This is a genomic window from Thalassospira sp. UBA848 (assembly GCF_002295455.1).
Classification (GTDB): domain Bacteria; phylum Pseudomonadota; class Alphaproteobacteria; order Rhodospirillales; family Thalassospiraceae; genus Thalassospira.
This window is the reverse complement of record NZ_DBGS01000030.1, coordinates 20144-40486: the sequence shown is the minus strand read 5'-3', so window position 1 is coordinate 40486 and position 20343 is coordinate 20144. Positions and strand designations below refer to the sequence as shown.

Below are 20343 nucleotides of genomic sequence, written 5' to 3'. Positions count from 1 at the left end.
GCGATCATGGACAAAAAAACAGGGTCCGGCAAGTGCCGGACCCTGTTTGGGTGTTTTTAGGCCCGAAGATCGGACAGGCAGACCTTATTTCAGGGCAGCGCAAGCACGTTTGATACGTGCGCAAGCTTCGGTCAAAGCAGAATCCGAGGTCGCATAGGAAATGCGGAAATACGGTGCCAGACCAAATGCCGAACCCTGAACTGCCGCAACGCCTTCTGCTTCGAGAAGGTAGGTCACGAAGTCGGTATCGGTTTCGATTTTCTTGCCATCCGGGGTGGTTTTGCCAATCGCGCCCGCGCAGGACGGATAGACATAAAACGCACCTTCCGGGGTTTTGCACGACAGGCCTTCGCAGTCGTTCAGCGCTGCGACGACAAGGTCACGCCGCTTTTTGAAGACTTCGGCACGCTCTGCCAGGAAGTCCTGCGGACCGCTAAGTGCTTCGATTGATGCGGCCTGACTGATCGAGGAGGTATGGGTGCTGCTTTGCGACTGAACCTTGTTGATCGCCTTGATCAGGTCTTTCGGTCCTGCGGCATAACCCAGACGCCAGCCGGTCATCGCATAGGATTTCGACACACCGTTACAGGTGAGCGTACGGTCTTTGAGCTTCGGCTCGACCTGGGCGATGGTGGTGAATTCGAAACCGTCATAGACAAGGTGCTCATACATGTCGTCAGACATGACATAGACGTTTTCGTGTTTCAGAAGCACGTCAGCAATCGCGCGGAGTTCTTCACGCGAATAGGCCGAACCGGTCGGGTTGGACGGGGAGTTCAGAACAACCCATTTGGTTTTCGGCGTGATCGCGGCTTCAAGTTCAGCGGCCGTGATCTTGAAGTCGTTTGCTTCCTGACACTCGACAATGACCGGGGTGCCTTCGGCCATCAGGGTCATGTCCGGATAGGAAACCCAGTACGGTGCCGGGATGATGACTTCGTCGCCCGGGTTAAGCGTTGCGAAGAACGCATTGAACAGGGTCTGTTTGCCACCGCAACCGACAGTGATTTCGTCGATGGTGTATTCCAGTTCGTTTTCACGCTTGAACTTTTCGACAATCGCCTTGCGCAGCTCGGGCGTGCCAGCGACCGGAGTGTATTTGGTCTTGCCAGCATCGAGCGCAGCTTTTGCGGCTTCTTTGATGTTGTCGGGGGTATCGAAATCCGGCTCACCTGCGCCAAGCCCGATCACATCAACGCCAGCAGCCTTAAGCTCGGCAGCCTTGGTGGTGACAGCAATGGTGGGGGAGGGTTTGATACGGCTCAAACGGTCGGCAATGAACGCCATTGGTCTGTTTCCCTGGAATTTATGAGAATTGAAAAGAATCGTGTTCTTTCGGTTCGGACCCTACGCCTGCGCTTGTTCCAATTCAAGGCTGTTTAGGGCCTTTTGCGGGTTCTTTGGGATGATTTTATCCAATTTTGTCGCCTTTAAGAAGTGCGGTTCGAAGTCCGAGCGGAAAGAACTGATGAGCAAACGTATCAAGTCACCCGATGTTCCCGGTGTTTCTTCCTGACGTCTCCTGACATTCCCTGACAGGAACTGTCAGGGGCAGGGCTTGCGGTTGGGTTTATGTGGCCTATAACTAGAGGCAAGATGAAAACAGGATTTGCCCGATGAATGCGCTACCGGAATTTTTGACCAAACGTCGCCCGCCTGTTGAAGGATCACGGGAATTCAAACTGGTGACGGAATATGAGCCTGCCGGCGACCAGCCGCAGGCGATTGCCGAACTTATGGCGGGCATCAATGATGATGAGCGCGATCAGGTTCTGCTGGGCGTGACCGGGTCGGGCAAGACGTTCACCATGGCAAACATCATTGCCAAAACGCAGCGCCCGGCATTGGTTCTGGCGCCGAACAAGACGCTGGCCGCCCAGCTTTATGCCGAGATGAAGCATTTCTTTCCGGATAATGCGGTCGAGTATTTCGTTTCCTATTACGACTATTACCAGCCGGAAGCCTATATCCCGCGGTCCGACACCTATATCGAAAAAGACAGCTCGATCAATGAGCAGATCGACCGGATGCGCCATGCTGCCACGCGTGCGATCCTTGAGCGCAACGACTGCATCATCGTGGCATCGGTATCGTGCATTTACGGTATCGGGGCGGTGGAAACCTATCTTGAGATGACCCAGCGCATTTCGGTCGGCGACGAGGTTGATCGTAACGACATCATGAAGCGTCTGGTGGAGTTGCAGTATACCCGTAATGACGCGGCCTTTTCGCGCGGCACTTTCCGGGTGCGTGGCGACGTTCTGGAAATCTTCCCGGCCCACGCCGAAGACCGGGCATGGCGCGTGTCGATGTTTGGTGACGAGGTCGAGGAACTGGCAGAATTTGACCCGCTGACCGGGCACAAGTTTGCCAGCATGGACTCGGTCACGGTCTATGCAAATTCCCACCATGTCACCCCGCGCCCGACACTGGTACAGGCGATGTCCGGCATCAAGCAGGAGCTTAAAGACCGTCTGGCGCAGTTCCAGGCCGAGGGCAAGTTGCTGGCGGCCGAGCGGATCGAGCAGCGCACGACCTTTGATCTGGAAATGATGGAAACCGTCGGGCACTGCAAGGGGATTGAAAACTATTCCCGCTGGCTTTCGGGCCGTAATCCGGGGGAGCCGCCGCCGACCCTGTTTGAATATTTGCCCGAAAACGCATTGCTGTTTGTCGATGAAAGCCACGTTGCCGTGCCGCAGATCGGCGGCATGTATCGCGGGGACTATAATCGCAAATTTACGCTCGCCGAGCACGGCTTCCGCCTGCCAAGTTGCGTTGATAACCGACCGCTGAAGTTCGAGGAATGGGAAGCAATGCGCCCGCAAAGCGTGTTTGTTTCCGCGACCCCCGGGAATTGGGAGATGGAGCGCACGGGCGGTGTGTTTACCGAACAGGTTATTCGCCCCACGGGCCTGATTGACCCGGTCTGTATCGTGCGTCCGGTCGAAACCCAGGTCGATGACTTGCTGGGCGAGGCCAAGGAATGTGCCGCCAAAGGCCAGCGTGTTCTGGTCACGACCCTGACCAAGCGCATGGCAGAAGATTTGACCGAATACCTGCATGAGCACGGTATTCGGGTACGCTATCTGCATTCCGATATTGATACGCTGGAACGCATCGAGATCATCCGTGATCTGCGGCTTGGTGTGTTTGACGTTTTGGTCGGGATTAACCTTCTGCGAGAAGGCCTTGATATCCCGGAATGTGCGCTGGTTGCGATCCTTGATGCCGATAAGGAAGGCTTCCTGCGTTCCAAGACGTCACTGGTTCAGACGATTGGCCGCGCGGCGCGCAACGTTGACGGGCGCGTGTTGCTTTATGCCGACAAGATGACCGACAGCCTCGAATATGCGATTGGCGAAACCAATCGCCGGCGTGAAAAGCAGATGGCCTATAACGAGGAACATGGCATCACGCCGGAAACCGTGCGCTCGCGGATCAATGATGTTCTCGAAAGTGTCGCCGAACAGGATTACGTCACCGTTGATACCGGGGTATCTGGTGACATGATGGTTGGTCACAACCTGCGCGCCCATATCGAGGATCTTGAAAAACGCATGCGTGACGCGGCCGGGAACCTTGAGTTCGAGGAAGCCGCAAGGCTGCGTGACGAGATCAAGCGTCTTGAGGATCAGGAACTTGGTCTGGCAGAAGCCGGGCCAATGGCGCGGACGATTGGAACCGCCGGGCCGGGATCAAAATCGGCCAACAAACCGAAATACAAAGGTCGGCGTCGCAAGGGGCCATAAGACAGCTAGCCAAACGAAAAGCCGGTGTTTGATGACACCGGCTTTTGTTTTTTGACGATGGAGTAAGGGTTACATAAACAGCCGTTCGTTTTCCATGCCCTTGTAGATGTCGGCAACATATTCGCCGTAACCGTTATAGATCCGGGTCGGCACGCTTTCGCCGTTATTGAGCAGCCTCTCATGCGCCTGCGACCAGCGCGGGTGGGGAACTTCCGGGTTAACATTGGCCCAGAAACCATATTCGTCGCTGTTGATTTCTTCCCAAAAGCTTTTCGGGCGCTTGTCGGTAAAGGTAAAGCGGACGATAGATTTGATGTTTTTAAAACCGTATTTCCAAGGCGTCACCAGACGCAGCGGTGCACCGTTCTGCTTGGGTATTTCTTCGCCATAAATGCCCGTAGCAATCATGGTCAGTTCATTGGTGGCCTCGGCCATGGTAAGGCCTTCGATATAGGGCCACGGATACCAGAACTGACGCAGGCCCGGCATGGTGTCCTTTTGGCTGGCGGTTTCCATTTCGACATATTTCGCGCCTGACAGCGGCTTGGCGAAATCAACCAGTGCCTTCATCGGGAAACCGGACCAGGGCACGGTCATCGCCCAGGCTTCGACACAGCGGAAGCGATAGACGCGCTCTTCAAGCGGCATCTTGCGCACAAGGTCTTCGAAGTCGATTTCAATCGGCTTTTCAACCAGCCCGTCGATCACCACGGTCCATGGGCGGATGCGCATGGCCTGGGCTGCCTGCGAGATCGATTTGTGCGATCCGAATTCATAGAAGTTGTTATAGGTCAGCGCCTTGGACTTCTCGGTCATTTCGCGTTCGACCGTATAGGCCGGGTTGCGATCCACCGGATACAGATCCGCGGTCGAACCCGATCCCTGTGCCATTGCAGAGCCCAGCGGGAAGCTTGATGCTGTTGCGCCGATCGATCCAGCGGCGATTCCCTTAAGGAATTGGCGGCGGTTTTTGTATATCGACTCTGGCGTGGCGTCTTTCTCGGGGATTTCCCACCCCTTTTTGCGGCGTATCAGCATGGTGTCCTCCGTTGATCCTTAGCATACTGTCCTTGGAAAACCTGCTTCGGGCAAGTCACGCCTCGGTGAGCGGGCGGTGAAAGGACTTGGAATCACGTATGTTCATTTGTCTATACGGGATAAAACGGCGATCCGATCCTTGATCGCAGTGATGGGTAAGCCTATGACAGTGGAAAGCTTTTGAGCGGAATCAACGCGATATTCCGCCTCAAGATATCAGGACAATGTAATTAGGGTGCAAAAATGGGTGCAATAATCGACAGGGCCAAGGCCGCAATTGATCGGGTCAACGCGCTTGGTGATCTGAAGGGCAAAATATTCACCGAGTTTGACGAAGATCGTATTTTGCGCGCTGCCAAGACGGCAGAAGACCTTGTTGCTGCCAACCCAGATTTGCCGCTTGCCGGGAAGCTGGTGTCGATTAAGGATCTTTACGATGAGGCTGGCATCCGGACGACGGCCGCATCAGAACTTCTTAAGACCGCAGCCCCCGCACGAGAGGACAGCGAGGTTGTGCGCCTGATCAAAGAAGCCGGGGCTGTGCCATTTGGCCGCACCAGCATGAGCGAATTTGCCTATTCCGGCGTCGGGTTGAACCCGCATTACGGCACGCCCGGCAATGTCTTTGATCCGGAAGGTATTCCCGGTGGATCGTCATCCGGTGCCGGGGTAAGTGCAGGCCTTGGTCTGGTGGATATTGCGATGGGGACGGATACGGGGGGCTCGATCCGAATTCCATCCGCGATCAATGGCCTTTACGGTTATAAGCCAAGTCGCCTTTCTGTGCCCAGAGCAGGTGTTTTGCCGCTGGCCGATGGCTTTGATACTCCCGGGCCTTTGGCGCGCGATCTTGAAACCGCAATTTCGGTGTTTGAGGTCATGAGTGGCCAAAGCGTTCCCCAGGCCGAGGATAAAAAACTTCGGATCGGAGTTCCGGTCAACGCCTTTACCAATGACATTTCTGAACGTGTGAAGGCCGACTTTGAGATGATTTGCGATACACTTCGCAATGCAGGCCATGAGCTGGTCGAGATTGACATGGGCTTTGTTGCCGAAAATGCGCTGGTCACCCGTGATCTGGTGTCGAGCGAAGCAAACGCCATCTATGCAAAGGACTTTGCAGCCCTTGAGACCTGCGGAGACCCCTATGTCCTTTCAAGACTGAAATTTGCCGATAGCCTGACAAAGGACGACGTCATCGCAGCCTATGCCAAACGCACAGATGTGATTTCCCGTTTCGGGGCTGCGGTTGCGGAGGTGGATGTCATGATTGCGCCGACCCTGGCAAGAATGGCCCCCAAGATTGCCGAGGTCGAGGCGGATATCGAAACGCTGAACCCGCTCATGCTGCGTAATACGGGCATGCTTAATCTGCTTGATGCCTGTGCGATTTCGATCCCGGTTGGTGTTGCCGGTGAAACGGCACCCGCGGCACTTATGATTGCTGCCACGCACGGACGCGACAAAGCCGTTTTGAACGCTGCACGCCTGATTGATCCGCTATTTGACTGATCGTCCCAATCGGACGGGAAAACGGCCCGGACACGATCCGGGCCATTTTTGTTTAGAGATCCAGCGTTAGGCGACCGTTGCTTTGCATGCGGGAGACGCAAATACACATCTGATCATTCTGGGCTTTCTGGCTGTCGCTGAGATAGGCGTCGCGATGCGACAGATCGCCATCATGTTCAAGGACGACCGATGTGCAAATTCCGCAATTGCCCTTTTTGCAGTCGTAAAGCGGGTCAATGCCTTCATCGATCAGGACATCCAGCACCGATTTGCCAACCGGGACTTCGAAGGTCTGGCCGCTTTGCGCCAGGTGAACCTCGAAACTGGTGTCGTCAAGCTGGGCGGCAGGGGTGGTAAAGCGTTCATAATGAACATTTTCCGACGCCCAGCGATTGCGACGTACGGTATCAAGTACAGCATCAATCAGACCGCCCGGACCGCAGACATAGACGTGCTTGCCGGCCTCAGCCGTGCCAAGGATGGTGGCAAGCGGCATGCTGCGTTTTGCATCGCCGCCATCAAAGTAAAGCGCGCAACGCCCGTTGGCGGCATCAAGCGCCTCTGTCATCAGGGCCATGTCTGTGTGGTTGCGGCTGGCATAATGCAGGACAAAATCCTTGCCTGCCTGTTGTAATGCGGTTGCCATGGCAAGGATTGGCGTGATGCCAATGCCGCCGGCAATCAGGATGGTTTTGGCCGCACTTTCAACAAGCGGGAAGTCATTTTGCGGCAGATCGATTTCGATGACATCGCCGGTTTTGACCTTTTGATGCATATACATGGACCCGCCTTCGCCGCCTTCCTCACGTAGCACGGCAATCCGGTAAAGGTTGGCCTGCCCCGGGTTGATGATGGAGTAGGACCGTTTGACTGGCTGGCCGGATTTATCGGTGACGGTGAGTTTGATATGCGCACCCGGTTCGGCGGGCGGCAGGCTTGTGCCGTCGGTGGCAACAAGATCAAAACCGCGTATGCGGTCGGTCAGGTCGTGGACCTGTTGAACGGTAACTTCAGGCATGGCGATTTTCCTTCCCGGGTCCTCAGATTCGCTCTGAGTGTGTTTGTCTGTGGGTTTGACTGGATCCAGATTAGACCAATTGGATCCAATTTTGTCAAACCCGATGGGATTGGAAAATGCGGGTCGGTGTGGATTATGCGGTATCTTCGCGTTCGATGACGGTGAAGTTGTCAGGCATATCCTGTGTCGGGCCAAGGATTTGCGTATAGCGCAGTGCCGCATTTGCATGTTCGCGCATCAGGGCTTCGGCGCGCGCGCCCTGGCCATTGTCGATGGCATCGAAAATGATGTGATGCTGCATGTGGCTGAAATTGAATCGGCGGAATTCGCCGGTCATGTCGTCGCGGTTAAAGGCGATGGATGATACAGACGCAAATGGCAGGTGGTCGTTGCGCGACAGGGCATCTTCGATGGCGACATTGCGGCTCGACTCGATGATGGTGTTATGAAAGCGCATGTTGAAATCGTGATAGGTTTCCATGTCCTCGTCGGTGAGGAATCCCTTGGAAAACAGGGCATCACCCGTGGCCAGGCATTCGATCAGGTGGCTGCGGGCCGGAAGGGAAATGCCGCGTTCACTGGCAAGGCGGGCGGCAAGTCCTTCGAGGACGCCACGCACTTCGATGGCATCGGCAATTTCGGTCGGGGTGATGGCGCGCACGGTATATCCGCGACGATCCCCTTTGCGCAGCAGACCTTCTTGTTCAAGTGTGCGAAAGGCAATCCGGACCGGTGTGCGTGATACGCCAAGTCGTTCAGCAATCGGGATTTCTGCCACCCGCTCGCCGGGTGGAAGTTCCCCGTTGGCGATCATTTTTCGCAACGTAATCAGGACGCGCTGGCCGTGTTTGCTCATGCCGGTTTCCGTTCTTGTGACTGTCGGGGGATCATAGTTTAGTTCGGATTATGAAAAAAGCATCTTGCCAAATTGGATCCAATTTGATTACGGTTAGAACCATAACAAAAACTTGGGTGGATTGAATTCCACTTGAACGTAAGCGTTTTAAATGACGCCAAGGGAGAGAACGATGTTCCTGCGTAACTTCTGGTACGTCGCAGGCTGGGACGGCGAAATTGGCCGCACCCCCGTCGCGCGTACGATCTGTAATGAAAATATTGTTTTGTATCGCCGTGCCGACCGGTCATTGGTCGCGCTTGAAGACAGCTGCCCGCATCGTCTGTTGCCGCTAAGTCAGGGCTATGTCGAAGGCGACCGTCTTGTGTGTGGCTATCACGGACTGGAATTTGATGGTGATGGTGCCTGTGTTCACATGCCCAACCAGCAAAGCATCCATCCCGAGGCCTGTGTCCAGGCCTATCCGGTGGTCGAGAAAGACCGGTTTGTCTGGGTCTGGATCGGCGACAAGGAAAAGGCTGACGAGGCGCTTGTGCCGGAAATTCCGCATGCGTCCGAAGAAGGCTGGGTCTTTGATGGCGGTACCTATGATGTGAAGTGCGGGTACGAGCTTCTGGTCGATAACCTGATGGATCTGAGCCACGAGACTTATGTGCATCCATCCAGCATCGGTCAGCTTGAGATCACCGAAAGTCTGCCCCAGACGCGATCCGATGACGAAAGCGTCACGGTCGAACGGTGGATGGAAAACATCGTGCCGCCGCCGTTCTGGGCCAATAACCTGAAATCCAAGGAAGTCTGCGACCGCTGGCAGATCTGTACCTTTACCCTGCCATCCAACGTGATGATTGATGTTGGTGTTGCACTGGCCGGGACCGGTGCGCAGCAGGGGGACCGGTCGAAAGGTGTGACCGGCATTGTCGTGAACTGCATGACCCCGGAAACAGAAACCACGTGTCGCTATTACTGGGGCATGGTGCGCAACTTTGACATCGATGATAACGGGCTGACCCAGAATATCAAAGATGCGCAGGCCAAGGTGTTCTATGAGGATCTTGAAGTTGTCGAAGGTCAGCAGGCCAACATGCTGCGCCATCCGGAACGCAAGCTTTTGAACTTCAATATTGATGCGGGCGGTGTGCGTGCACGGCGTCTGATTGATCGGGCACTTGCTTCTGCTGCGGAATAATCAACGCAAACCAAAGCCGGATCCGAACCGGTTGAAGAACGCTACTAAATGAGAGAGACGCTCAGCGCTGTGAAATACCGCACCAAAACCGTGCCAAGCGGGCGGGGGTGCTGAGCGCATTTTCAGGGAAAACGTCTGAGGTTGAAAATGTTAAAACGCCTGTTTGTATCGGCAGCAGTTGCTGCTGGCTGTTTGGCAAGTGCGCTTTCCGCGCAGGCCGAACCGGAATTCACTTTTGTGCTTGAACATGTTCTGGGGCCTAAGGCAACAGCACAAGCCAAGTTCCTTGAGCCCTGGGCCAAGCGGATCGAGGAACAATCTGACGGTCGCATCAAGATCGAGATTTATCCGGCGATGGCGCTGGGCGGCAAGCCGACCGAACTTTACAGCCATATCCGTGATGGCGCGGTGGATCTGGGGTGGAGCGCACTTGGCTATACGCCCGGTGTCTATCCGCGCAGCGAAGTATTTGAACTGCCGTTCGTTCATACCGGCAGTGCGGCCATCACCAACATGGCCATTCAGGATATCTATGAAGAGCACCTGTCGCAGGACTTTGACGATATCAAGCCGTTGCTGATCCATGTCCATACGGGACAGGCAATTTTCACCACCGAGAAAAAGATCGAAAGCCTTGCTGATGTCGAAGGCATGAAGCTGCGTGCACCGTCTCGTACCGGGGCATGGATGCTCGAAAGCTGGGGTGCACAGCCGGTCAGCATGCCGGTTCCCGATTTGCCGCAGGCCTTGTCGCTTGGTGTTGTTGACGGTGCGCTGATCCCGCACGAGGTCGCCATTCCGTTCAAGATCCCGGATATGACCCAGTATGCCATCGAAGGTGATCAGGGTGTTCGGTTCGGAACGCTGGTCTTTATGTTCGCCATGAACAAGGATCGTTACGATGCCCTGCCGGATGATCTGAAAAAGGTCATCGATGATAATTCCGGTCAGAGTATCGCGCGCGAAATCGGCGAGGAATGGGATGCGATTGAACCGCGCGGTGAGGAGATCTTTGCCAAATCCGGTGAGTTGGTCACGCTTTCAGCCGATGAAACCGCAAAGTTTGCCGCAAAAGCCGACGAAGTGATTGATCGCTGGATCGCGGAAATGAACGACAAGGGTGTTGATGGTGCCGCCATCGTGGCCGCCGCACGTGCAGCGATTGCCAAACACAGCCAGTGAGATGTTTCAGCCCGGTGACCGGGTTGCTCCTTTCCCGGTCGCAGGCATCGTGCGTCGCAAGGGTGTGGTGTTCTTGTGACGCACATATATAAAAACGGCCCGGAATGTTCCGGGCCGTTTTGCGTTGGGACGCGAAAAGTCGGTGTTTAGCCTTCAAGCAGGGAGCGCAGCATCCAGGCGGTTTTTTCATGGACCTGAATACGGGCCGTCAGAAGGTCTGCGGTGGCGTCATCGTCCGAGCTATCGCAAATCGGATAGAGCGAACGCGCGGTCTTGATCACGGTTTCATGGCCTTCGACCAGTTGCGCAATCATGTCCTTGGCGGCGGGAACACCTTTTTCTTCCTTGATCGCGGTGAGTTCACCATAGGCCGAGAAGCTGGCCGGGGCATAGGCACCCAGCGAACGGATACGTTCGGCGATTTCATCAATCGCGGTGGCCAGTTCGGTATATTGTTCCTCGAACATGGTGTGCAGGGTCTGGAACATCGGACCCGTCACGTTCCAGTGGAAGTTATGGGTTTTCAGATAAAGCGCATAGCTGTCTGCCAGAACACGGCCAAGGCCGTCGGCGATTGCAGTGCGGTTTGACTCGTTGATGCCAATATCAATCTGCATGGTTATCTCCTTTCCGGGGTGGGGAGCCCCTCTTGCTCCTTGGTTCTGAAAACAGTATCGAACACAGGAAAAATTTATGCCAATCAATCGTTTAATTCTTTGTGATAGGACAATTCTATTACCAAAAATGTGGTTATTTGGCTAACCGGCACGCACGTCTATTTTGCGGTTTTCCGAGACCGGGCGATAACTGCGTCGGCCTGTTTGCCACCAAGTTCTTGCATGTGGGAATACTGTCGGGTGAAGAAGCCGGTTCCTTGTGACAGGGATCGCAGTTCTGTCACCATATCGATGGTTTCAGAGGTGGGTATGCGCACCTCGATCTCATCCCAGCCCTGCCAGCCTTCCTTGGCGATAAAGCCCAAGATCTGCCCGCGTCTGGAACTGACCAGCCGCTGTGCTTTTGAAGTGAAATCAGATGGGATCGACACCGTGCAGGTATCAATCGGTTCCAGCAATGTCGGGCCGGCAGATTTAAGCGCCTCGCTGATCGCGATCCGTCCAGCCATCTGGAAGGCTTGATCGGAGCTGTCCACAGCATGAAAAGAGCCGTCGGTGAGCGTAACAGCGATATCCACCACAGGAAAGCCGAACGGACCCGAGCGCAAACCATCACGAACGCCCTTTTCAACGGCCGGGATATATTGGCGGGGAATGGCACCGCCGACGATTTGTTCGCTGAATTCGAAACCTTCGCCACGGCCAAGCGGGCGAATGTCGATTGCTACATCTCCAAACTGGCCGTGACCGCCGGTCTGCTTTTTATAGCGTCCACGTGCGCTGGCCGGTTTGCGTATGGTTTCCTGATAGCCTGTCTGGACGGGTGCTGTTGAGATATCCAGATGGTAGGTCTCGGCAAGGTGTGCCAGCGCGCATTGCAAATGAATGTCGCCCTGACCCGATAACAGAAGTTGTCCGGTTGCCTGATGATGGCCAAAACCAAGCGCGCGATCCTGTTCGCAAAGATGACGCAGGGCTTCGTTCAGTTTCACATCGTCGCCGGGGTTTGCAACCTTAAGCCCTGTTTCATAAAGCGGGGGCAGGGGATCGGGCCAGAGATTTTCCATTTCACCATCCGGGCCGATCAGCATGCCGGTGCGCAAGCGTTCCACCCTTGGCAGACCGACAATCGCGCCAGTCAAAGCCTGATCAATCTTTTCATGTTTGTCGCCCAAGACGGTGCAGATTCCAGACAGCTTGTGGCCACCCAAAGTATCACCGTTTGACAAGCTGCCCGACAGAATGCGGGCAAAACAAAACCGTCCGGCATGGGAAAGGTGAACGGTTTTGAAAACTTGCAGGATCGTCTGGTTTTGGTCGGGTTCGACGCCAAGACGGTGGGCGCAGACATCTGAGCAAGGCGCTTCATGACGCAGTGCTTTTAGCAGTCGGATGATCCCGCGGTCATGTTCGGCAGACCCGAAAAACACCGGTACGATCAGGTCCTGTGCCAAATCGCGTTCAAGATTGTCATAGATGGTGGCCGTGACGGGTGTCTGGTCTTCAAGAACCTGTTCAAGCAATGCGTCATCAAAGTCCGCCAATGCTTCGAGCAATCCTTCGCGGGCCTCGTGTTCGCGATCCTTGATGTCTGATGGAAGCGCGGTGAGTTGTGATGGCTGTCCTTCGAGATAGGCATAGGCGCGTTCCGATACGATATCGACAAAGCCGGTAATGTGTTCGTCACTGGCATCAGCATCACGAATGGGGATTTCGCGCATGACAAGCGGCCGCTCTGAAATGGCCTGTAGCGCATCAAGACAACTGCGCAGGCGCACACCGGCATGGTCGGTCTTGTTGATGAAAATCAGGTGCGGAATACGGTTTCGGTCCAGAAACTTAAGGATCGGGGCCACTGTCATCACCCGGGCAGGATCCGGGTCGACGACCACGATGGCGACATCACAGATCATTGCGGCTTCACGGGCATCCTGGGCGAAATCGACAGAACCCGGACAATCAATGAAGTGCCATTCTTCGCCAAGGTAGGTGGCGTGTGCGGAGGTAAGTTCGGTGCTCATGCCGCGGGCGCGGGCTTCGCGTCCGGCGTCACCAACGGTGTTGTGATCGCGCACAGACCCCTTGCGATGCAGGGTGCCGGTCGCAAGAAGCAGGCTTTCAAGCAGGGATGTCTTGCCGCTGGAATTGGGGCCGATCAGGGCGGCAACCCGCGGGGCATGCGGCTTGGTCGATGAAGCGCTTTCAGGTGTGCTTGCAGGCATTGGCATCTCCTTGACGAGGAAGACCGATCCCCCAGCCATCGGTCAGCACAAAAAGGCCCCAACCATCATGATCCGCAACCATGACCTGTTCTGGCAGCATTATCGGGGCCAGCATCCTATGGTGTGCTTCAGCCTGTCATGTTTGATGCGTTCGCGCGACCGCGACAAAGAAAAAAATGTCTTCCTGGCCGAGACACCCCTGATTAGATCATGATCCATGCCAATGAAATCAAGGGGTTGGTTCCGGCTTGCCTTTATTGGAACACAATTCGCCCCGAAATGGCCCAATGTGACCTGTTTTCCCGCCTTGATTTCAGGGCATATTCACAACTGTCAGTCGAGGACGCGGTCAGCAGTCTCTGTCCCCCCTCACGTTGCTGGCCAGATTGATTTCAGGTTGTTCCCCCACCTGAAATACCCCGGCTGACCTGGTCTCCCCAAGACCATAATGACCCCGAATAGATTGGGGCGGGTTTTATCCCGCCCCACTTTTTTGTCCAGGTCCGGGGCGTTTGATGCATTGAACAGAAACCTTGCCCCAATTGCCCCAATTTGCCCCCAAAAGGTCACCAAACACCGATTTTTGAGCCGCATTTCAAAGGCATATTCCCAACTGTCGGATACGAAAACATCGATGCCGTGCACTCCCTCACGTGCATCGAGGCCCGGATCGGCGCCTGTCCTCCCCCAAGGCGTCGTGCACCCCGCGGGCAAGGCAGCGTATCCGACCGGTCTCCCCAAGACCATCTGTCCCCAAAGCCCGGGCGAGCATCCAGCTCCCCGGGCTTTTAATTTGTCCGCAAGCCGGGAAGAATTGGGTTTGATCAATCGCGTGACGTGATCGGGCTGTCGGATTTTTGTTGAAGTACTCTTGGCGCAGATTTCAGAGGTGGAAGGGAAAAGATTTTTGTCGATTTCTCACGGCCGCGCACGGTGACGTCGCCGCGTTCTTCCCATTTCGGGATGTCGTCGTGATTGCCGCAGGCACGCATGGTGTCCTCGGTTGCAAGGATATAGGTGCCAAACTCCTTGTTGAGCGATTCGAGCCGGGAGGCAATATTGACGTTGTCGCCATGGACCGTGAATGTCAAGCGACTTTCCGACCCGATGGCGCCAATGACGATTTCACCGGAATTAATCCCGCAGCGAGTCTTGAGCGGACTGCCATGGCTGTAAATGCGGCGTTCCGAGAGGTCCTGAATGGCAAGGGCGGTGCGCACGGCGTTGAGCGCGTGATCGGTGTCTGGCGTGACGGCGTTGAAGGTGATCAGCATGGCGTCGCCTTCGAACTGCGTGATGACACCGCCAAAACGCGAAATCAATGCGCTGGTTTCGGTGAAATACTCGTTGAGCATTGTCGCCAGTTCTTTTGGCGAAAGTTTCTCGGAAATCGATGAAAAGCCTTCGATGTCGGTAAACATCACTGTCGCGTTGACCGCATCACCGTCGCCCGGCCGGATCTGTTGTTCGGCATGGGTAATTCGATTGGCAATTTCGGGCGAGACAAACCGCGACAGGTCACGGGCGGCGATTTCATCAGTAACAGCCCGGATAAACGATCTTTTGGCGCGCATCACGGCAATCGCCAGAACGGCCGTAACCAGGACAATGGCAATGATCTTGTCGACTTCGGCCCCGATCAGAATCGAGTTTGAGGTCAGATAGGTCACATAATCACGTGTGATCATGCTTTTGCCACCCTCCGACCAGATGACATAGCCGGTCAGAATAACCCAGCCAGCCGCCGCTGTGCCTCCGGCAATCAGGATATAGCGCGGATCAAAGCGCAGGCTGCGCAGGGCAATGAATATGAAGACATACAGAACGGTCGGCGCCTTGAGATAGAAGCTGGCGGGTTGCATGTACTGGATATGGAAGCTCCAGATCAGGACCATCAGGAGCCCGATATCGGCGATCACCGAAGTAGTCAGGAACCAGGTCGAGAGCTTGTTGCGATAGGTCAGGGCAAGGCGTTTGAGGGTAAACAGGTAATACAACCCCAATGCCCATGGCACCGGATGGATGCCATCGGACATCACGGTTTTGGGGGAGATAGCATAGAGGCTTGCGAAGATCGTGACCAACAACAGCTGAATCCAGCCGATAAGCTTTTCGCTTTGTTGTTGCTGCTTGTCGATAGCTGTCTGTACGCGTTCAGGAAGACGATTGTCTGCCTGTTTGCCAAACAGAAATGCACCAAGTGTGCTTCTCATGAAATATATGGTTCCTGTTGCAGTGGCTGGAGCGTGATTAAACAGTAGCACAATCTTGTCTTCAGTTTTGTTTGCGCTGATTCTCCCTCTTTGACGCCAACGCGTGTAATCAAGTTTTGGTCCGGGAATACATGGTTTTCGCATAGGAGTTAACCGAATTTGCGTGGACCTTAAGATGACGCAGCATAGAGCGGCTTGATGTCTCGTTCTGTGGAAACTAACCCTCTCGAGTTGTTGAAAGCCAAAGATCCAAAAAGGTGATCATTTTAGATAATTTTTTTAACCAGTGGTTTAATTACAAATTTGTGTTCTAATTTAAAATGAGAATTTTTCGCGTTCTGCGGTCTACTACGCTGAGTGCCAGTTTCAAAGGGGGGGAAGGAAACCTTATAATGAGATTTTTACGTAGATCCGCGGTTGCGGCATTATTTATGAGTTGTGTCTCAGTCACGCAAACGGCTCATGCCGATGTTGTGGCGGAAGTTTGCGGGCCGGGATTGAAAATACTCGATGACGGTAGTCCAATAACGGATGTGTATTCATTCCTCGGTAACCTTGATGAATTTTTGAAAAGTTACATCAACGCATTGGATCTGGGGACAGAGATGCAAGACATTGCTGCGCGCGTCGACGAAACAGCACAGGACATTGATAAATACTCCGGTGAAGCCAGCGAGGTTACGGAACCGGTTAAGAATATTTCCAGTGTATTCAAGGCGACGAAGAAGGCCGCGCATGCAGCAAGGGAAGCAATGTTCAAACCTCTCCATATAACGCTGAGCAAGATTATGGAGGATATCGAGGCCGTTGAGCAGGAAAAGAGATTGCGTCCCATCCAAAAGAAAGTGGATCGGCTTAAGAGGAAAATAGGCCGTATTGCCAAGCCTTGGGGATATGTAACCTCAGGTGTACAGGTGCTTTGTGACGCGACCGAACTGGCGTTGAAAAAAGCGTCAAATGATGTTTTTCCGTTTGATGCCGGATACTTAAGAATACCGGCCGGGCTAAAGGGTGGAGCCGTGCGCGTCGACTTGGGCTTTAACAGCAGTAATCTGCTTGTTCCGGTTGCTACTCAGCCAACCTTGAAGCAGGGAGTAGAACCACAGTGTGAAAAGGATATTGAAGTTTTGCTCGGCGATGTTGGGAAAACGATGTTGCCGTTTGATAAAGAACTGAAAGAACTGTCACTCGTGTTGACGGATATCAACAACGCCCTCGAACATGACCTTCTTCCGATGTTTAAACCAATCGAAGCTATCGAAAAGCCGGTCAAATCTATTCATACGGCAGCTGAGAGAATTCATCATGAACTCGGCAAGTTCAAACGAATTTTGAAACATCGTTTCAAGATCAAGATTCATGGGTTGGTTGTTATCAATACCTCAGTAGACCATGCGCTGAAAGAATGGAACAAAACTGTAAAGAAGATTGAGAAAGAGCTGCACATCAATTACATCAAGCATTTGATGGACGAAGAGATGGACAAGACTATGCGACCCGTCATTCATGGGATTTCCCACGAAATCCACCACTTGGAAAAAAGTGTGAGGGTCGATGGCTTCAGTATTGATGATGCCAAGAAGGTTTATGCTTCAGTAATTGGCGAACTGGACAAAATTCCAACTTTTGATTCAGCTGAAAAAGAAATCGAAGGTTTTGCAAAAACAGTCGATGAGCTGAAAAAACGCTGTATCGTGGAATAATTTGACGCACTTGGAAACAAAGCCCGCTGAGATTTATCTCTCCCAGCGGGCTTTGTTCATCAACCAATGATTAGGCGAAAATGGCTCAGACTAAGAGCAAAACGCTTTAGTAGTACAAGAATTGCAGGGTACTCATAAGAATACGTTCTAGCCTATCAGGATCGGACCAAGATTCTACGGTGACGTCACCCTGACGGAATTCCTTGAAGAAAGCCCCATTTTGCAGGTGTTGGAAGACGGCATCGATGTTGGGTTCTGGGCGAAACAGCCCGTTGCGCGCTTCCAATTCTTTTAAATTGGGCTGAGCGACCTTTTGATCTAAACCGGGTTCGATTTTTTCTGTACCATCAGCATATGTGAACCTTGGCTCTCGCGGGGTCAAAAGAATGATGATCGACTTCGTGTAGTCGAGGGTGTCTTCATGCGAAAACAGATACTGAATAACGGGTAGGTCCTGAAGAAATGGGACGCCGTCGTTCAAGCGTTCAGTTTCTTTCTCGGATAGCCCGGACAAAACGAGCGTATCGTTGAATTTCAAAGTAACATTTGCGACGATTTCGGTTCTTGAGGTCTGCGCGAAATTGGTGAAATTGGCGTTTGCGGAACGGCCCTCGATAAATTCGCGTGACGCCGAGATATTGAGTCCAACCCGATCATCGGTCCGAAAAGTTGGCGTAACTTCGAGCTTAATGCCGACAGGGACGTCGGTTACGGTCCCTTCGCTGCCTGATGTACCATCAAGTTCCACATGCCAAACAGCACCGGAGAAGAAGCCGGATCGCTTTCCGTCTTCAGCGACCAGAGTTGGTCGGGCAAGGACTTCGTTTCGGTCATAATTGTCGTTGAAAATGTTCAGTGCATATGCAGATGAAGCGATTGATAATGTTGGTGCCCATACGAGGCTGGAGGTTGATGGACCTGCACCACGAAGATAGTTGGTCTGGTTATAGGCTAATGTGGTGCCGCCCAACGTGGCAGTAAGCCCGGAAAGCAGGTTTACGCCTTTATCAGTGCTATGGCGTTCCTCAGAGCGAACAATGACAACATCTACCAGTACCATTTTCGCAGTCGCTTTCGCAGAGGCAACATCATCGGACGAATCTGAAACGGGACCAATTTCATCATTGGATTCTGAGTTGTTCGTAATGTCATCAAGCGTATCCAGGCCATCATTTGCATCAGAATCAGAAGAATCCGTGCTAAATTGTGTTTGGAGAAAATAGCCTCGCTGATCGTGGAGGCGCTGCCAATCGCCGATGCGCTTATCCAACAATGCTACTTTGAATTCGGTTCGTTTATGATCATCGTCTCGGTAGGCAGCCAACGCTTCTTCGGCATCGAAAAACCGACCTGAAGCAGCATTAATAATAACCTGATTGAAGACGACGTCGTGATCATCTGGCGATAACTCTGCGACGCGCGTTATTGCACTGAGTGCTACTTCTAAATCCTGCGCAAAGTAAGAAGCTGTAGCCAGTGCTTTCAGGACAGCAACATTGTCGGGAGCATGCAAAAGCGCGTACGCAAAAGCGTCCTGGCTGCGTCGGAATTTCTGCTCACGCAGCATGATATGGCCTTGCAGATAGGCCGCCCAATAGTTCCCCGGGTCATACTGAAGTGCAAGATCGTAACCTGCTTTGGCAAAGTCATACTGACTTGTGTCGCCTGTTTCGGCACGCAGGTGATAGGTCAGGCCATTCAAGAAGTGCAAATTTGCATTCGTTGGATCGAATTTTAGCGCGCGGTTGAAGTCTTTTGTTGCGCTGATGTAATTTCCTGAACGAAGGTTTTTTACTCCGGAATGGACGAACTGGTCATTGATCCTTTCAAATGGGAGTTCCTCCATCAGTTCCGTCAGTTCATTCCAGCCGTGAGTCGATCTTTTCGGCTGTACCAAATCATCAGTACTGCAAGCACCCAGCAACATGGCAACCAGGACAGGTGCCAGCAATTTTTGGATTAACACAGATTTTCTCCCCCCCAGAGATATTAACTGCCGATTATATAAGGCATATGTATAAGTCACAAATTGCAAACATAAGGTTACTTATCTCCAATGGTTTATCGTCTTTAGGTCGAATCTGGGATCCATGAAGATGCGTTTGGAGGGGCTCGGGAGACTTTTTTGCGTTCGGATGGTTGTGCCTGATTTCCTTTGGGGAAATGGGTGTTCGAGCCTTGGGCAAAGTCGAAGGAGAGACGAACAAACAAAAAAAAGCCGGGCAACAAATGTGCCCGGCAAGTTTATCAGGGAGGCTTCACGTCTGGGAGACGTAGGACCCTTCTCAGGGCCCTGGGTAAGCCGGACAGGGCGTCCGGCTAAGACCGACATAATCGGTCAGGGAGAAAACTCTGTACCGCGGTGCGGTGTTTGCCGCTGCGGTTCGAGAGGAAAGATAGCGTTTTTGACGATAATGACCACTGCCAAATTGCTTTTTCAGCCATGCATTTTCTGCATAAATGTTCGAATGCGCAAATTACGGGGTTAAGTTATTGAATTGTAAAAATAATATTTGGAATTGATTGTCGTGTTTGCCTCTGGATCACTTTTCAGGGGCTGGGATCATTGTGCGGTCGCGCAAAAAAAAAGCCGGTAGCGGGGGAGCTACCGGCGAGATCAACAGGGAGGCTTACGTCTGGGAGACGTAGGGAATCCGGGGGAGATTCCCGTGCCGGATATCGCTCCAGCGGGCGGATCGTCCAAAGATCAGGGAAGTTGGTGCGATCTCGCTTTTTGCGGATGCTCACAACTTATGATGAGAATATAGACGAGCTCTGAATGGATTTAAAATTGAATAACCACAAATCAACCATGCATCTGATGCATGACAACAAAATGTCAGCAATTTTAAGACATTATGGCGTTATTGGCGTTTGTATGCGCTGTGATGGATATGGTGCGCACCCAAAATCGCCTTCTGGTGGGTGAAAGATTTGATCCTGATCTTGGATGTTTTTCTGTGCCGGTGGCCGATGTATGTATGATCGCCATAAACGACAACAGCCCGGCATCGCCGGGCTGTTGTCGTTTTTATCGTCAG

13 protein-coding genes are annotated in these 20343 nt (G+C 53.3%); 5 read left to right on the top strand and 8 right to left on the bottom strand.

Going from position 1 to position 20343, the window contains the following annotated elements; genetic code table 11:
- Positions 1-84 precede the first annotated feature (84 nt).
- Complete coding sequence (locus B2R48_RS03525; protein WP_296997857.1) at positions 85-1287, bottom strand: aspartate transaminase; 1203 nt, start codon at positions 1285-1287, stop codon at positions 85-87.
- A gap of 329 nt (positions 1288-1616) precedes the next feature.
- Here B2R48_RS03525 and uvrB point away from each other — a divergent pair, with 329 nt between their 5' ends.
- Positions 1617-3752: an excinuclease ABC subunit UvrB gene (gene uvrB, locus B2R48_RS03520; RefSeq protein ID WP_213473746.1), complete on the top strand. Its 2136-nt coding sequence runs from the start codon at positions 1617-1619 to the stop codon at positions 3750-3752.
- 69 nt (positions 3753-3821) lie between these two features.
- On the opposite strand, the gene msrP is transcribed toward uvrB, so the two are convergent.
- On the bottom strand, positions 3822-4790 hold the full coding sequence (gene msrP, locus B2R48_RS03515; RefSeq protein ID WP_213473747.1) for a protein-methionine-sulfoxide reductase catalytic subunit MsrP: 969 nt from the start codon (positions 4788-4790) through the stop codon (positions 3822-3824).
- Between the two features lie 243 nt (positions 4791-5033).
- Here msrP and B2R48_RS03510 point away from each other — a divergent pair, with 243 nt between their 5' ends.
- On the top strand, positions 5034-6302 hold the full coding sequence (locus B2R48_RS03510; RefSeq protein WP_296997853.1) for an amidase: 1269 nt from the start codon (positions 5034-5036) through the stop codon (positions 6300-6302).
- Positions 6303-6354: 52 nt separating this feature from the next.
- On the opposite strand, the gene B2R48_RS03505 is transcribed toward B2R48_RS03510, so the two are convergent.
- Together B2R48_RS03505 and B2R48_RS03500 are read right to left on the bottom strand one after the other, a co-directional pair.
- Complete coding sequence (locus tag B2R48_RS03505; RefSeq protein ID WP_296997851.1) at positions 6355-7320, bottom strand: PDR/VanB family oxidoreductase; 966 nt, start codon at positions 7318-7320, stop codon at positions 6355-6357.
- Positions 7321-7453: 133 nt separating this feature from the next.
- Complete coding sequence (locus tag B2R48_RS03500; protein ID WP_213473750.1) at positions 7454-8176, bottom strand: GntR family transcriptional regulator; 723 nt, start codon at positions 8174-8176, stop codon at positions 7454-7456.
- Positions 8177-8348: 172 nt separating this feature from the next.
- On the opposite strand from B2R48_RS03500, the gene B2R48_RS03495 reads away from it, so the two are divergent.
- Together B2R48_RS03495 and B2R48_RS03490 are read left to right on the top strand one after the other, a co-directional pair.
- Entirely contained in the window at positions 8349-9365 is a 1017-nt protein-coding gene (locus tag B2R48_RS03495; RefSeq protein ID WP_296997847.1) for an aromatic ring-hydroxylating oxygenase subunit alpha, read from the top strand.
- Positions 9366-9512: 147 nt separating this feature from the next.
- Complete coding sequence (locus B2R48_RS03490; RefSeq protein ID WP_296997845.1) at positions 9513-10547, top strand: TRAP transporter substrate-binding protein; 1035 nt, start codon at positions 9513-9515, stop codon at positions 10545-10547.
- A 146-nt stretch (positions 10548-10693) separates the two neighbouring features.
- On the opposite strand, the gene B2R48_RS03485 is transcribed toward B2R48_RS03490, so the two are convergent.
- The 3 genes from B2R48_RS03485 to B2R48_RS03475 all read right to left on the bottom strand — a co-directional run bounded on the left by B2R48_RS03485 (position 10694) and on the right by B2R48_RS03475 (position 15599).
- Positions 10694-11164 carry a Dps family protein gene (locus B2R48_RS03485; protein WP_062956389.1) on the bottom strand — a complete coding sequence of 157 codons (471 nt, stop codon included), beginning with the start codon at positions 11162-11164 and terminating at the stop codon, positions 10694-10696.
- Between the two features lie 158 nt (positions 11165-11322).
- On the bottom strand, positions 11323-13386 hold the full coding sequence (locus tag B2R48_RS03480; protein ID WP_296997839.1) for an elongation factor G: 2064 nt from the start codon (positions 13384-13386) through the stop codon (positions 11323-11325).
- A gap of 824 nt (positions 13387-14210) precedes the next feature.
- On the bottom strand, positions 14211-15599 hold the full coding sequence (locus B2R48_RS03475) for an adenylate/guanylate cyclase domain-containing protein (RefSeq protein WP_296997836.1): 1389 nt from the start codon (positions 15597-15599) through the stop codon (positions 14211-14213).
- Between the two features lie 392 nt (positions 15600-15991).
- Between B2R48_RS03475 and B2R48_RS03470 the strand changes: the two genes are divergently transcribed.
- Positions 15992-17302, top strand: a complete 1311-nt coding sequence (locus tag B2R48_RS03470; RefSeq protein ID WP_296997834.1) for a hypothetical protein — start codon at positions 15992-15994, stop codon at positions 17300-17302.
- 106 nt (positions 17303-17408) lie between these two features.
- On the opposite strand, the gene B2R48_RS03465 is transcribed toward B2R48_RS03470, so the two are convergent.
- Positions 17409-19268, bottom strand: a complete 1860-nt coding sequence (locus tag B2R48_RS03465; protein ID WP_296997831.1) for a hypothetical protein — start codon at positions 19266-19268, stop codon at positions 17409-17411.
- Positions 19269-20343: the final 1075 nt, after the last annotated feature.